The sequence below is a fragment of the Achromobacter sp. FW305-C-28 genome (genome assembly GCF_058783235.1).
The window spans coordinates 56,050-70,390 of the sequence record NZ_JBYSYL010000014.1 but is presented as its reverse complement, the minus strand read 5'-3'; the positions used below and the strand labels follow the sequence as shown (position 1 = coordinate 70,390).

Here is a 14,341-nt window from a genome sequence, read left to right as displayed (position 1 = left end):
TTACAACCGTCAGGAAGAGGCGCGCCAAGCGCCCGGAATTCACCTCCGCCGCAGGCCCGCCCGGGCTCCAGAAGAACTCGGCGCGATGCTGCTGCGGGCGTTCCACGACCCTCGGAGTAGACATGAATGCCCCTCTCACGCCCGCGGTCCGCGCGGCGCTCGAATCCGTCCAGCTGGACGACAAATACACCCTTGAAACCGGCCGCGCCTGGATGAGCGGTATCCATGCCCTGGTGCGCCTGCCGATGATGCAGCGGCTGCGCGACCTGCGCGCGGGGCTGAACACGGCGGGGTTCGTGTCGGGGTATCGGGGGTCGCCGCTGGGCGGGGTGGACCAGAACATGTGGAAGGCGGCCAAGTACCTGAAGGCGCACCACGTGGAATTCCAGCCGGGCATCAACGAAGACCTGGCGGCGACGGCGGTGTGGGGCTCGCAGCAGGTGAATCTGTTCCCCGGGGCGAAGTACGACGGGGTGTTCGGCATGTGGTACGGCAAGGGGCCGGGAGTGGACCGCTGCGGCGACGTGTTCAAGCACGCCAATGCCGCGGGCACGGCGCCGCACGGCGGGGTGCTGGTGGTGGCGGGCGACGATCATCCGGCCAAGTCGTCGACGCTGCCGCACCAGAGCGACCACATCCTGAAGGCCTGCATGATCCCCGCGCTGTTTCCGTCCAGCGTGCAAGAGGTGCTGGACTTCGGCCTGCATGGCTGGGCGATGAGCCGCTACGCCGGGGTGTGGGTGGGCATGAAGTGCATCACCGATATCGTCGAGGTGTCGGCGTCGGTGGAGGTGGACCCGTACCGGGTGCAGATCGTGCTGCCGGAAGATTTCCAGTTGCCGCCCGACGGGCTGAATATCCGCGTGCCGGATACGCCGCTGCTGCAAGAGGCGCGGCTGCTGGACTACAAGCTGTATGCGGCGCTGGCCTATGCGCGCGCCAACAAGCTCAATCGTGAACTCTGGCAGGTGCCGCAGCGCGATGCGCGCTTTGGCATCATGACGTCGGGCAAGGCCTATCTGGACACGCGCCAGGCGCTGTCCGACCTGGGCCTGACCGAGGCGGTGTGCCAGCGCATCGGCCTGCGCCTCTTCAAGGTGGGCATGGTGTGGCCGTTGGAATCGACCGGCATGGCGCATTTCGCCGAAGGGCTGGACGAGATTCTGGTGGTCGAGGAAAAGCGCCAGGTGCTGGAATACCAGCTGAAAGAAGAGTTGTTCAGCTGGATCGGCAGCGGCAAGAAGATTCCGCGCGTGGTGGGCAAGTTCGACGACAAGGACGGCGGCGAATGGTCGGTGCCGCAAGGCAACTGGCTGTTGCCGGCGCATTACGAGTTTTCGCCCGCCATGGTGGCCAAGGCCATCGCGGCGCGGCTGTTGCGGTTCGAGTTGCCGCCGGAGGTGCGCGCGGGCATCGAGGCGCGGCTGGCTTTCATTGCCGGCCGCGAGCAGGCGCTGACGCGGCCGCGCGTGGTCGAAGACCGCAAGCCCTGGTTCTGTTCGGGCTGTCCGCACAATACGTCTACGCGGGTGCCGGAAGGTTCGCGCGGCATGGCGGGCATCGGTTGCCACTATATGGTGACCTGGATGGGCCGCAATACGCAGGTGTACACGCAGATGGGCGGCGAGGGCGTGCCGTGGCTGGGCCAGGCGCCGTTCACCGAGGAAAAGCACGTGTTCGCCAACCTGGGCGACGGCACCTATTTCCATTCGGGCCTGCTGGCGATCCGCGCCGCGGTGGCGGCCAAGGCGCCCATCACCTACAAGATCCTGTTCAATGACGCGGTGGCGATGACCGGCGGGCAGCCGGTGGATGGCCCCATCAGCGTGCCGATGATCAGCCGCCAGGTGGCGGCCGAGGGCATCGACAAGATCGTGGTCGTGACGGACGAACCGGACAAATACAAGGACATGGCCGGCCTGGCGCCGGGCGTGCCGGTCAAGCATCGCGACGAGCTGGACGCGGTGATGCGCGAGCTGCGCGAATATCCCGGCGTGTCGGTGCTGATCTACGACCAGACCTGTGCGACCGAGAAGCGCCGCCGCCGCAAGCGCAATGCGTATCCCGACCCGGCGCGCCGGGTGGTCATCAACGAGCGCGTGTGCGAGGGCTGCGGCGACTGTTCGCAGAAGTCGCATTGCCTGTCGGTTGAGCCGCTGGAAACCGAGTTTGGCCGCAAGCGCACGATCAACCAGTCCAGCTGCAACAAAGACTTTTCCTGTCTGAAGGGCTTTTGCCCCAGCTTCGTCACGGTGGAAGGCGGCAAGCTGAAAAAGCCGCGCGCCCTGGCGCCCGACGGCGCGGTCGACGACGAGGTGCCGCAGCCGGCCGCGCGCAGCCTGGACCAGGCGTACGGCGTGTTCATTGCCGGCGTGGGCGGCACGGGCGTCGTCACCATCGGCCAGCTGCTGGGCATGGCCGCGCACCTGGAAGGCAAGGGCTGTTCGGTGCTGGATATGGCCGGCCTGGCGCAGAAGGGGGGCGCGGTGTATTCGCACGTGGTGCTGGCGCAAACGCCGGACCACCTGATGAACACGCGCGTGGCAATGGGCGAGGCCGACCTGCTGCTGGCCGGCGACCTGGTGGTGGCCACCAGCGCCGACGCCATGGCGCGGCTGCGCCCGGGGCGTACCCATGCGCTGCTCAACAGCGACACCGCGCCCACCGCTGCGTTCGTGTCCAACCCGGACTGGACGCTGCCCGGGGCCAACCTGACCGCCGACCTGCAGGCCGCCTGCGGCAAAGACAACCTGCACGCGGTGGACGCGTCAGCGCTGGCGGTGGGCCTGCTGGGCGACGCCATCTATTCCAATCCGCTGATGATGGGCTACGCCTACCAGAAGGGCTGGCTGCCGCTGTCGCGCGAAGCGCTGCTGCGCGCGATTGAATTGAACGGCCAGCAGGTGCCCAACAACCTGGCGGCGTTCGCCTGGGGGCGCCGCGCGGCCCACGATCTGGCCGGCGTGATGCGGTTGTTGGCCGCGGGCGGCGCGGCGCCCGCGCATCCGGACGGCATCATCGAGATTCGCCGGCCGCGCGCAACGCCGGTGCTGGAACTCAAGAAGCCGCCGGGCGAGCTGGCCCGGCTGGTCGAGGTGCGGCGCGCGTTTCTCACGCAATACCAGGATGCGGCCTACGCCAGGCAGTACACGGACCTGGTGGACAAGGTGGCGCACGCCGAGCACGAGGCCACCGGCACCCAGCGGCTGGCGCTGGCGGTGGCGCGCTACTACTTCAAGCTGCTGGCCTACAAGGACGAATACGAAGTGGCGCGGCTGTACACCGATGGCGACTTCCTCAAGCGTGTGGGCGAGCAGTTCGAAGGCGACTGGAAACTGCGCTTTCATCTGGCGCCGCCGCTGTTCGCGCGCCGCGGTCCCGACGGCCATCTGGTCAAGAAGGCTTACGGGCCGGGCATGCTGCGCGTGTTCCGCCTGCTGGCGCGCATGAAGCGCCTGCGCGGCACGCGGCTGGACCCGTTCGGCTACACGCGCGAGCGCCGTGCCGAGCGTGAACTGGCGCGCGAGTATGGCGAGACCATCGGGGCCATCCTGTGCAAGCTGAACCGCGGCAACCTGGACCGCGCGGTGGCGCTGGCCACCGTGCCCGAAGACATCCGCGGCTATGGCCATGTGAAGGAAGCGGCGATGGAAAAGGCCGCGGCGCGGCGCGAGGCCTTGCTGAAGGACTTCACGGCCAGCGTGGTGTCGATCGGCGGGGCGCGCGCGGCGTGATGTAAGTGACGTGATGTGCGTGACGTGATGCGGGTGGCGACGGGCGCGGGTGTCGTGCGCGCCTGTCGTCATGCTCTTCTGTGATGCGTTCCGCCAAAGGCCTGCGCCGGATAGTGCGCGTCGTCCAGCAGCATGTCTTCAAAGAACGCGCCGTAGCGGCCCTGCGGATCGCGCAGGTGGATCTCCAGGATCCAGCGCATTTCCGACGGGCTGATGGCCAGGTCGGCCAATGACCCGGTATGGATCGCCGCATGCGGAAAGTCCGACACGCGGTGGCCCGGCAGGTCGAAGTTCAATTCCCAACCCATGGCGCGGGCCTGGCGGTCGGCGTAGGCATACAAGGCCTGTCCGCTCAGGCGCTCGCGCAGCCACACGCCGCGCACGTCGTGGAACAGGGCTTCGGCATCGCGGGCGCAGCGCGCCTGCCCGGGGTCGTTGCCCACCACGTAGCTCTTGCCGCCGTCGCCTTCCCAGGCATCCAGCCGGGGGGCGATGTCCAGGAAGAAGATGTCGTTGTCGCCCAGCACCGCGCCCGGGGTCGAGGCCTGGCGCATGGCTTTCATGGTGTTGGCGCCGAAGCGCACGCGGGTGGGGTGCCAGCTGAGCGCCATGCCGGCGTCGATCAGCGTCTGCTTGGCCAGCGCCACCGCGTCTTCCTCGACCATCCCGGGCTGGATGCGCGCGGCGATGGCTTCGATGGCATGGCGGGTCTTGTTGCGGGCCCGCAGCATGCCGTCCACGGAAAAGGCGGGGCCGACGCGTTCGCTGGGGGCGGGATGCTGGGTCTGGGTTGGGTTCTGCATGAAGGGCGCTTCCTGGTGGGCGGCCCGTAGGCCGATGCAGGCATTGTGGGCGGTGGCGCCTGCGTGCACGAACGCCACGCGGCACGGATTCCGGCCAGCGTGGCGCGTCCTGCGGCCAAGGCCCTGGCCGGCGGCGGATCGGGGCCGCCCTGGTACGGATTGCGGCCAGGGTGTGTGCTGCGGGGCGCGCGGGACGGCCCCGCTGGGCTAAGGTAGCGGCATGCCGCCCGCCGGCCTTCCTATCCTGCGCCATTGCCCGCCGTTATGAAATCCGTCGCCATCGTCGTGTTCCCCGGAGTGCAGTCCCTGGACGTCAGCGGGCCGCTGGACGTGTTCGCCGAAGCCAACCGCTTCCTGCTGCCCACCCAGCATTACCGGCTGGAACTGATCGGCCTGACGCGCGGCGCCGTGCCCTGTTCCAACGGCATGCTGCTGGCGCCGCAGCGGCACTACACCGATGCCGTCGATGTGCCCGACCTGCTGCTGGCTGCCGGTGGCCCGGGGCTGCCGGACACCCACGAGCCGGACGAGGCGCTGGCGTGGCTGCGGGGCGCCTGTGCCAAGGCGCCGCGCTACGGCTCGATCTGCAATGGCGTGTTCCTGCTGGCCCGTGCGGGCCTGCCGCCCGGCGCCGTCGTGACCACGCACTGGAACGACGCGCAGACGCTGGCCGCGCGTTATCCGAACCTGCAGGTGCAGGCCGACCGCCTGTACGCGCAGGATGGCCGGCTGCACACCTCGGCCGGCGTCACGGCCGGCATCGACCTGGCGCTCTACCTGGTGGCGCAGGACCACGGGCCGGATGTGGCGCTGAACGTGGCCAAGCGGCTGGTCGTCTTCATGCAGCGCGCGGGCGGTCAATCGCAGTTCAGCCCGTTCCTGACGCCGTTCGTCGAGGAAACGTCAGCCGTCGCCCAGGTGCAGCAGTACGTGCTGGGCCATCTGGCCGACGACCTGGGCCTGGATGCGCTGGCGGCGCAGGCCAACATGAGCCGCCGCAATTTCTCGCGTGTGTTCGTGCGCGATGCGGGGGTGACGCCAGCGGATTTCGTCGAAAGTGCGCGCGTGGATGCGGCCCGCGTCCGGCTCGAACGCGAGTCCGCGCCGCTCAAGACCGTGGCCTTCCGTTGCGGGTTTCGGGATGCGCGCCATCTGCGCGAGGTGTTCCAGCGGCGGTTGGGCGTGTCGCCCAGCCAGTACCGCGCCCGCTTCGGGCGCTGACACGGACCGTGGGGCGGGCGTCGCGGCCGGCACAGGTGCCGGCCGGGCAGGGCTCAGCTGCCGGCGGTCTCGGGCTTGCGGCGCCGGACCACGCCGGTGTCGAAGCGTTCCACGCCAGGGCGGGTCGCGGGCCGGTCGAAACGCTCGACGCCCGGGCGGTCGACGCGTTCCACGCCGGGACGCGCGGCCGGCCGGTCAAAGCGCTCGACGCCAGGCGGCGCAAAGCGTTCGACCCGCGGCGGGCTCTGGGTCTTGGCCTGCACGCTCTGGGCGGCGGCCTGTTCGCGCTTGGCAATGATTTCCTCGGCGCGCTGGTGGTGGGGCGCCATCTTGCGCACCATCACGCGGCCGTCGCGCGGGAAATAGTTGATGCGGCGCGCGTGCACGTCGCCCAGGTCCTGCGCCTTGACCGGAATGCCTTCCGTCTTCAGGTAATTCAGGACGAACTGGCCGTTACGCTCGCCGATGTTCATCTGCTGCATGGCCGACAGCACGGCGCCGCCGCCGAACACCTTGGCTTCCAGGCGGTCGCGCACCGCGCCGGCCTTGAGCAGCTCGTTGATCAGCACTTCCATGGCGAACGCGCCGTAGCGCATGGTGGCCGAGGCGGGCGACTGCATGTCGCCCTCGGGCAGCATGAAGTGGTTCATGCCGCCCACACCGGTGACGGGGTCGTGGATACAGGCGGCCACGCACGACCCGAGCACGGTCGAGATCATCAGGTCTTCGTCGGTGACGTAGTACTCGTTGGGGAGTACCTTCACCGCCTGACACTGGAACGCGCTATCGAAGTAATGGCGCGTCGCACGGGCTTCAAGACGGGCGACCATGGAGCGGAATAAAGGGCAAGAACAGCGATTGGGACACGAAGGGCAGCGCTCGGTGGAACAATAAACGTTTCAAAATATGTACAAAAATTTCGCTTTATTCTTACACATCTCGCCAACAATAGGGTGAAATCCTGTGTAACCGCGAATTTGTTATGTCCCTGATTTATAAGCGTTTGCGATTCCTTGGTATTCACTCCGACAGGCCGCGCAGGGCCGCTGCGAGGATGGTGCATCCATCCTACACAGGGCCGGGCGGGGTCTTTCCCCGGATCACGGGGACGATCGGGGGCTATACGGCGGTTTAGAACCGCGTGCTGCGGGTCACGGACCAGCGCGCTGACAGCGCACCCAGGGCCGCCGAGGCGGCGATGGCCACCAGCAGCACAGGAGCGCCGGGCAGGTGCAGCGCGAACTCGGCCCCGTAGCTGCGGGCCAGGCCGAGCAGGGCGTTGTTCAGGGGCGACAGCGCCAACGCCGCCACGCCGATGGCGAGCAGCGAGGCCAGGGCGCCCGACAGCGCGCCCAAGTACAGGAACGGCCGGCGCACGAACGACTCGGTGGCGCCCACCAGCCGCGCCACCGCGATTTCCTCGCGCTGCGACAGGGCCTGCATGCGCACGGTGTTGAACACCGTGGCCAGCACCACCACCGCCACGCAGGCGGCCAGGAAGGCCAGCCCGATGCGGGCAAAGCGCAGGATGGCTTCCAGGCGCTGCACCCAGGCGCTGTCCAGCTGCACCAGGTCGACCTGGTCCCATTGTTTCCAGTCTTTGGCCAGCTTGCCGGCGCGGCCGGCCAGGTCTTCGCCGTCGGCAAGCGTGACCACCACGGCGTCGGGCAGCGGGTTGCCCGGCAGCACGGCCAGCGCCTGCGCCCAGGCGGGGTTGGCGCGCAGGTCGGCCAGGGCGTCTTCGCGGCCTACCACGCGCACCGCGCGGATGTCGGCGGCGTAGTCGGCCTGAATGCGCTTGGCGATGTCGGCCGCGGCGCCGGCGGGCGCATCCACGCGCAGGAACACGGTGACCTCGGGGGTGACGGACATTTCGCGCGCCACCGGCTGCACCGACACCAGGATGGCGCTGCCCAACAGGGGCAACGCCAGCGCCAGCGCCATGACCAGCAGGTTGGCCAGCGACGAGAACGGCTGTTTCACCAGCCGGCGCAGGGTGACCATGAGCGCATAGCGATGCTGTCGCAGCCAGGCGTTCATGCCGATTCTCCGGCAACACCGCGACCGGCCGCGGGGGCCGTCGGGGCGGGCGTGGCGTCGCCCTGCGAATCGGCGAACTTGCCCGGATCGATGCGCAGGGTGCGGGTGGCGTAGCGCGCCATGAGTTCCTGGTCGTGCGAGGCGATCAGCGTGGTGACGCCGACGCGGTTGAAGTCGCGGAACACGTTCATGATGCGCTGCGCGTTGTCGTGGTCGAGGTTGGCGGTGGGTTCGTCGGCGATCAGGATGGCGGGCCGGTTGACGATGGCGCGCGCGATCGCCAGGCGTTGCTGTTCGCCGCCCGACAATTCGATGGGGTTCAGGTCTTCTTTGCCCGACAGGCCGACCTTGTCCAGCGCGGCGCGGGCGCGGGCGGCGGCGGAATCCCAGGGGTGGCCCGTGACGGCCAGGGGCAGCATCACGTTTTCGAAGGCGCTGCGGTCGAACAGCAGGTGGGTGTCCTGCAGGATCACGCCGACGGCGCGGCGCAGGTAGGGCCGGGCGCGGGCAGGCAGCTTGTCCAGCCGCTGGCCGTTGACCTGGATCGAGCCGCGGCTGGCGGGCTCAAGCCCGCCGATCAGCTTGAGCAGGGTCGACTTGCCGGCGCCGGACGGCCCCGACACGAAGACGAACTCCCCCGCGCTCACGCGGAAGTTGATGTCGGCCAGAATATTGCGGCCGCGACCATACGATTTGAATACGTGCTGGAATTCGATCATGGCGGCTGTCGGATGAAGCCGCAATAGTAACTCGGGGACAGTAAGCCGGACCAAATCCGCAGGCCCGGTCCTGCGGAAAAAGTGTCCTGATGTCACCGGAAACCGGCACGGCATGTGACCGAGTGGACACGTTTTGCACGGCAAAACCGTGTCCCCGTTTTTGCCGCCGAACTGTGTTTGATTTCATCCAGTGTCCCTATATTTCAAGGGAATTCCCGGATGCGGAGGCTGCTTTACGGACGCTACCATCCGCCCCATGCGTAAAGCCCGACCCGGCCTTGCGTTCGGCTTCGCATCACCCCTACGGAGATCACGATGAAAGTACTGAAACTCGCTGCCATTGGCACCGCCCTGTTCGCTGCGTCCGCGGCTGCCCATGCTGGTGCGACCTTCGATAACGTCAAGAAAAAAGGGTTTGTCCAGTGCGGCGTTTCAACGGGCATCCCGGGGTTCTCCATCGCGGACAGCAAGGGTGAGTACAAGGGCCTGGACGTGGACCTGTGCCGCGCCGTCGCCGCCACCATGTTCGGCGATGCCACCAAGATCAAGGTCACCCCGCTGAACACCCAGCAACGCTTCACCGCGCTGCAATCGGGCGAAGTGGACGTGCTGACCCGCAACACCACCGTCACGCTGACCCGCGATACCACCCTGGGCCTGATCGGCGTGGGCGTGAACTACTACGACAGCCAGGGCGTCATGGTCTCCAAGGACCTGAACGTCAAGAGCGCCAAGGAACTGAACGGCGCCACCATCTGCGTGCAGCCCGGCACCACCACCGAGCTGAACCTGGCTGACTGGTTCCGAGGCCAGAAGATCGAGTTCAAGCCCGTCGTGATCGACAAGTACGACGAAATCATCCGCGCCTTCTCGGCCGGCCGTTGCGATGCCTTCACGACCGACAAGTCGCAGCTGGCCTCGACCCGCACCACGCTCGAGAATCCGGACAAGTACATCATCCTGCCGGAAGACTTCTCCAAGGAGCCGCTGGGCCCCATGGTCCGCCAGGGCGACGAGCAATGGTTCAACATCGTGCGCTGGTCGCTGAACGCGATGCTGGAAGCCGAGGAATACGGCATCACCAAGGCCAACGTCGATGAAATGACCAAGAGCACCAACCCCAACATCCAGCGCATCCTGGGCGTGACCCCGGGCATGGGCAAGAACCTGGGCGTTGATGACAAGTGGGCCTACAACATCATCAAGCAGATCGGCAACTACGGCGAAAGCTTCGAAGCCACGCTCGGCAAGAGCAGCGCCATGAAGCTGGACCGCGGCTTGAACGCCAGCTATAAGCAAGGTGGCTTGATGTACGGCTGGCCGGTGCGCTAACACACGGCTCTGCCCGGCATGGCGCAACCCCTTGCGCCATGCCTGGCCCGCCTCCGAGCGGGCGGCAGGAGTGGGCGGCGCGCGGCCTATCCAGGCCCCAGCCGCCCGGTGTCCGACTTCTGTAGATTCATTCGATGACAAACCCCAATAAAAACGCCCCGATTTCGGCACCCCCCCGGCGTCTGAACTGGAACGACCCTGGCGTGCGCGCCGTGGTCTATCAAGTGATAGCACTGGCCGCCGTGGCTTTGGCGGTGTGGTTCCTGGTTTCAAACACGCTTCACAACCTGTCCGTGCGCAACATCGCCACGGGCTTCGGTTTCCTTCACCGCGAGGCCGGCTTCGCCATCGGCGAAACGCCCGTCGCCTACACCCCTGCAGACACCTATGGCCGCGCCATCGTGGTGGGCCTGCTCAATACGCTGCGCGTCGCCGTGCTGGGTATCGTGCTGGCTACCATCCTGGGCACGCTGATCGGCGTGGGCCGCCTGTCCAAGAACTGGCTCGTCGCCAAGATCACCTCGATCTACGTCGAAGTGATGCGCAACGTGCCGCTGCTGTTGCAGCTGTTCTTCTGGTACGCGCTCATCACCGAGAACATGCCCGGCCCGCGCCAGGCGCACAACCCCTTGCCGGGCGTGTTCATTTCCAACCGCGGCCTGAAGGTGCCGGCGCTGGAAGGCCATTCGCTCGACTGGATGCTGGCCGGACTGGGCCTGGCCATCGTGGCCATCCTGTTCCTGGGCCACTGGGGCAAGAAGCGCCAGGAAGCCACCGGCCACGTGTTCCCGCTGGGCCGCGCCGCCATCGGCCTGTTGATCGGCTTGCCGGTCGTGGGCTGGCTGGTCAGCGGCGCCTCGCTGACGCTGGACATGCCGGAACTGAAGGGCTTTAACTTCTCGGGCGGCTTGACGCTGTCGCCGGAATTCGCCGCGCTGCTGGCGGGCCTGGTGATCTACACCTCGGCCTTCATCGCCGAAGTGGTGCGCTCGGGCATCCAGGCCGTCAACAAAGGCCAGTGGGAAGCGGCTGAAGCCCTGGGCCTGCGCCGCAAACAGATGCTGCGCCTGGTGGTGCTGCCGCAGGCGCTGCGCGTGATCATCCCGCCGATGACCAGCCAGTTCCTCAACCTCACCAAGAACAGCTCGCTGGCGGTGGCCATCGGCTATCCGGACATCGTGTCCGTGGTGAACACCACGCTGAACCAGACCGGCCAGGCCATCGAGGGCATTCTCATCATCATGGGTGCCTACCTGACGGTCAGCCTGTCGATCTCGATATTCATGAACTGGTACAACAAGCGCATCGCGCTGGTGGAGCGTTGATATGAGCAGCACTACGCATATCCCCACCGAAGGGCTGCCGCCGCCCAAGACCCACGTCGGTGCGTGGGCCTGGGTGCGCGAGCGCCTGTTTTCCTCGCCCCTGAACATCCTGATCACCGTACTGGTGGCGTGGTTCCTGTTGATGTCGGTGCCGGCGTTGGTGGAGTGGGCTTTCATCAAGGCCAACTACACCGCCGCCAACGCGCAGGAATGCCGGGCATCCGTCGGCGGCGCCTGCTGGGCCTTCATCATCGAGAAGCATCGCCTGATCCTGTTCGGCACGTATCCGTACGACGAGCAATGGCGTCCGCTGATCGCGACCCTGATCCTGATCGCGGTCATCGTCTGCAGCGGCATCCGCCGTTTCTGGAACTGGAAGCTCGCTGTCATCTGGACCGTCGGCCTGACCGCCGTGGCCCTGTTGATGTGGGGCGGCGTGTTCGGCCTGACCTACGTGGAAAACGCACGCTGGGGCGGCCTGCCGCTCACGCTGATCCTGTCCACGTTCGGCATCGCCTTCGCCTTCCCGATCGGCGTGCTGCTGGCCCTGGGCCGGCGCTCGAAGATGCCCGCGATCAAGGCGCTGTGCGTCGTGTACATCGAGCTGATCCGCGGCGTGCCGCTGATCAGCCTGCTGTTCATGTCGTCGGTGATGCTGCCGCTGTTCCTGCCTGAAGGCTTTTCCATCGACAAGCTGTTGCGCGCGCAGATCGCGATCATCATGTTCGCGGCCGCGTATATCGCCGAAACGGTGCGCGGCGGCCTGCAGGCGATTCCCAAGGGGCAGTACGAAGGCGCCGATTCGCTGGGCCTGAACTACTGGCAGCAGATGCGCAAGATCATCCTGCCGCAGGCCCTGAAGATCGTCATCCCGCCGCTGGTCAGCATCTTCATCGCGCTGTTCAAGGACACCTCGCTGGTGGTCATCATCGGCATCTTCGACCTGACGCTGGCAGCCAAGGCGGCCCTGTCCGACGCGGCTTGGCGCGGATTCGGGGTAGAGGCGTACCTGTTCATCTCGCTGATCTACTTCGTCTTCTGCTTCTCCATGTCCAAATACAGCCAGGCACTGGAAAAACGCCTGGCCACGGGTCATGAACGCTAGGGTCAACGGCCCCACACTTTTGCCGCGCGTCCGCCCAAAGCGGGCGCGCACCGCGATACTTAGGGAGTACAGGCATGTCTGATGCCATCATTCGACTGCAGGACGTGAACAAGTGGTACGGCCAGTTCCACGTGCTGCGCAACATCAACCTGGACGTGGCGCCGGGTGAGCGCATCGTGGTGTGCGGGCCGTCCGGCTCGGGCAAGTCCACCATGATCCGCTGCATCAACCGGCTCGAAGAGCACCAGAAAGGCCACATCATCGTGGACGGCACGGAGCTCACCAACGACTTGAAGCACATCGAGACCATCCGCAAGGACGTCGGCATGGTGTTCCAGCACTTCAACCTGTTCCCGCACCTGACGGTGCTGGAAAACCTGACGCTGGGCCCCATGTGGGTGCTGAAAAAGCCGCGCGCCGAAGCGGAAGCCACGGCCATGAAGTACCTGGAGCGCGTGCGCATTCCGGACCAGGCCAAGAAATTCCCCGGCCAGCTGTCCGGCGGCCAGCAGCAGCGCGTGGCGATTGCCCGGTCGCTGTGCATGAGCCCCAAGATCATGCTGTTCGATGAGCCGACCTCGGCCCTGGACCCGGAAATGGTCAAGGAAGTGCTGGACGTGATGGTCAACCTGGCCCAGGAAAGCGGCATGACGATGCTGTGCGTGACCCACGAAATGGGCTTTGCGCGCAAGGTCGCCAACCGCGTCATCTTCATGGACCGCGGCGAGATCATCGAGCAGAACAGCCCGGACGAGTTCTTCGACAACCCGCAGAACGAACGCACCAAGCTGTTCCTGAGCCAGATCCTGCATTGATCCGAATCGCGGGCGCTGCACCGTCGATCCCAGGCCGCCTTCCCGCGAAGGCGGCTTTTCTTTTGGTCGAATTCGAGCCGCTTTCGGCGGTAGCCCTTTGTTACGCTGTTCTTCTCGCTGCGGTATGCTACCGACCGCCAATGATGCATCGAGAGGAGAACACGAGATGAAGCAGACCCCCCGTAGTGCCCTGCGCCGCGCCTTGCTGGGCGGCGCCGTGGCCTTGGCCGCCACGCTGGCCTTTTCCGCGCCCGCGCTGGCCCAGGCCACCGATTTCCCCACCAAGCCGCTGCGCTTCGTGGTGCCTTACCCGCCCGGCGGCCCGCTGGACACCATGGCCCGCATGCTGGCCGAAAAGGTACGCGGCTCGCTTGGCCAGCCCGTGATCGTGGAAAACCGCTCGGGCGCCGGCGGCAACATCGGCGCCGACCTGGTGGCCAAGGCCCCGGCCGACGGCTACACGCTGGTGATGGGCGCCGTGGCTACCCACGCCATCAATCCCTGGCTGTTCGCCAACCTGCCTTATGACCCGGTGAAGGACTTCGCGCCCATCACCATCGTCACGTCGGTGCCGAACGTGCTGGTCATGAACGTCGAATTCGCCAGCAAGAACAAGATCCAGACGCTGGCCGACCTGATCGAGTACGCCAAGAAGAACCCGGGCAAGCTGAACTACGGTTCGGGCGGCAACGGCAGTGCGGGCCATCTGTCGGGCGAGCTCCTGAAGGCGCGTGCCGGCATCAACGTCGAGCACATCCCCTACCAGGGCGCCGCACCCGCGCAGTTGGCGCTGCTGTCGGGCCAGTCGGACTTCATGTTCGACAACCTGGCGGCCTCGGCCCCGCTGATCAAGGACGGCAAGGTCAAGGCGCTGGCCGTCACCACGGCCAAGCGCTCGTCGCTGCTGGCCGATGTGCCCACCGTGGAAGAGTCCGGCATCAAGGGTTTTGACCTGGGCACCTGGTTCGGCGTGTTCGCCACGGGCGGCACGCCCGCGCCGGTGGTGGCCAAGCTGCACAAGGCCTTTGCCGACGCGATGGAGCTGCCGGATGTGAAGCAGCGTTCGCTGCTGATGGGGTCGGAAGTCGGCCCGATGACGCCCGAAGCCTTCGCCGAATTCGTCAAGAACGAAAAGGCCAAGTACCAGGAGATCGTGAAGATCTCCGGCGCCAGCCTGAATTGAACGCAGGCGTTTGACGCGTGCGTGCCGGCGATAGGCCGTCGGCTACGTGAGCCTGATGCAAGCC

11 protein-coding genes are annotated in these 14,341 nt (G+C 66.5%); 7 read left to right on the top strand and 4 right to left on the bottom strand.

The annotated features are described in order from the left end of the window. Window positions 1-122 precede the first annotated feature (122 nt). A complete protein-coding gene (locus AC3WMR_RS26590; RefSeq protein WP_492266806.1) occupies window positions 123-3,734 on the top strand; it encodes an indolepyruvate ferredoxin oxidoreductase family protein in 3,612 nt (1,203 codons plus the stop codon). A 68-nt stretch (window positions 3,735-3,802) separates the two neighbouring features. On the opposite strand, the gene AC3WMR_RS26585 is transcribed toward AC3WMR_RS26590, so the two are convergent. Continuing rightward, window positions 3,803-4,537 (bottom strand): M24 family metallopeptidase, encoded by a 735-nt coding sequence (locus AC3WMR_RS26585; protein ID WP_492266807.1) that lies wholly within the window; start codon window positions 4,535-4,537, stop codon window positions 3,803-3,805. A 264-nt stretch (window positions 4,538-4,801) separates the two neighbouring features. Between AC3WMR_RS26585 and AC3WMR_RS26580 the strand changes: the two genes are divergently transcribed. After that, window positions 4,802-5,758, top strand: coding sequence for a GlxA family transcriptional regulator (locus AC3WMR_RS26580; RefSeq protein WP_492266808.1), 957 nt, complete (start codon window positions 4,802-4,804; stop codon window positions 5,756-5,758). Window positions 5,759-5,811: 53 nt separating this feature from the next. Here AC3WMR_RS26580 and cheD read toward each other — a convergent pair whose 3' ends face one another. The 3 genes from cheD to AC3WMR_RS26565 all read right to left on the bottom strand — a co-directional run bounded on the left by cheD (window position 5,812) and on the right by AC3WMR_RS26565 (window position 8,517). Beyond that, a complete protein-coding gene (gene cheD / locus AC3WMR_RS26575) occupies window positions 5,812-6,588 on the bottom strand; it encodes a chemoreceptor glutamine deamidase CheD (protein ID WP_492266809.1) in 777 nt (258 codons plus the stop codon). A gap of 301 nt (window positions 6,589-6,889) precedes the next feature. Then, window positions 6,890-7,798 carry a cell division protein FtsX gene (locus AC3WMR_RS26570; RefSeq protein WP_492266810.1) on the bottom strand — a complete coding sequence of 303 codons (909 nt, stop codon included), beginning with the start codon at window positions 7,796-7,798 and terminating at the stop codon, window positions 6,890-6,892. Next, entirely contained in the window at window positions 7,795-8,517 is a 723-nt protein-coding gene (locus tag AC3WMR_RS26565; protein WP_025135603.1) for a cell division ATP-binding protein FtsE, read from the bottom strand. Before AC3WMR_RS26565 ends, AC3WMR_RS26570 begins: the two co-directional genes overlap by 4 nt. Window positions 8,518-8,832: 315 nt before the next feature. Between AC3WMR_RS26565 and AC3WMR_RS26560 the strand changes: the two genes are divergently transcribed. The 5 genes from AC3WMR_RS26560 (at window position 8,833) to AC3WMR_RS26540 (ending at window position 14,277) form a co-directional block, all read left to right on the top strand. Then, on the top strand, window positions 8,833-9,849 hold the full coding sequence (locus tag AC3WMR_RS26560) for an amino acid ABC transporter substrate-binding protein (RefSeq protein WP_492266811.1): 1,017 nt from the start codon (window positions 8,833-8,835) through the stop codon (window positions 9,847-9,849). 134 nt (window positions 9,850-9,983) lie between these two features. After that, on the top strand, window positions 9,984-11,174 hold the full coding sequence (locus AC3WMR_RS26555) for an amino acid ABC transporter permease (RefSeq protein ID WP_492266812.1): 1,191 nt from the start codon (window positions 9,984-9,986) through the stop codon (window positions 11,172-11,174). A gap of 1 nt (window position 11,175) precedes the next feature. Then, window positions 11,176-12,279, top strand: a complete 1,104-nt coding sequence (locus AC3WMR_RS26550; protein ID WP_492266813.1) for an amino acid ABC transporter permease — start codon at window positions 11,176-11,178, stop codon at window positions 12,277-12,279. 74 nt (window positions 12,280-12,353) lie between these two features. Next, window positions 12,354-13,094 (top strand): amino acid ABC transporter ATP-binding protein, encoded by a 741-nt coding sequence (locus tag AC3WMR_RS26545; RefSeq protein WP_006386910.1) that lies wholly within the window; start codon window positions 12,354-12,356, stop codon window positions 13,092-13,094. Window positions 13,095-13,260: 166 nt separating this feature from the next. Next, window positions 13,261-14,277 carry a Bug family tripartite tricarboxylate transporter substrate binding protein gene (locus AC3WMR_RS26540; RefSeq protein WP_492266814.1) on the top strand — a complete coding sequence of 339 codons (1,017 nt, stop codon included), beginning with the start codon at window positions 13,261-13,263 and terminating at the stop codon, window positions 14,275-14,277. The last annotated feature ends 64 nt before the right edge of the window (window positions 14,278-14,341 follow it).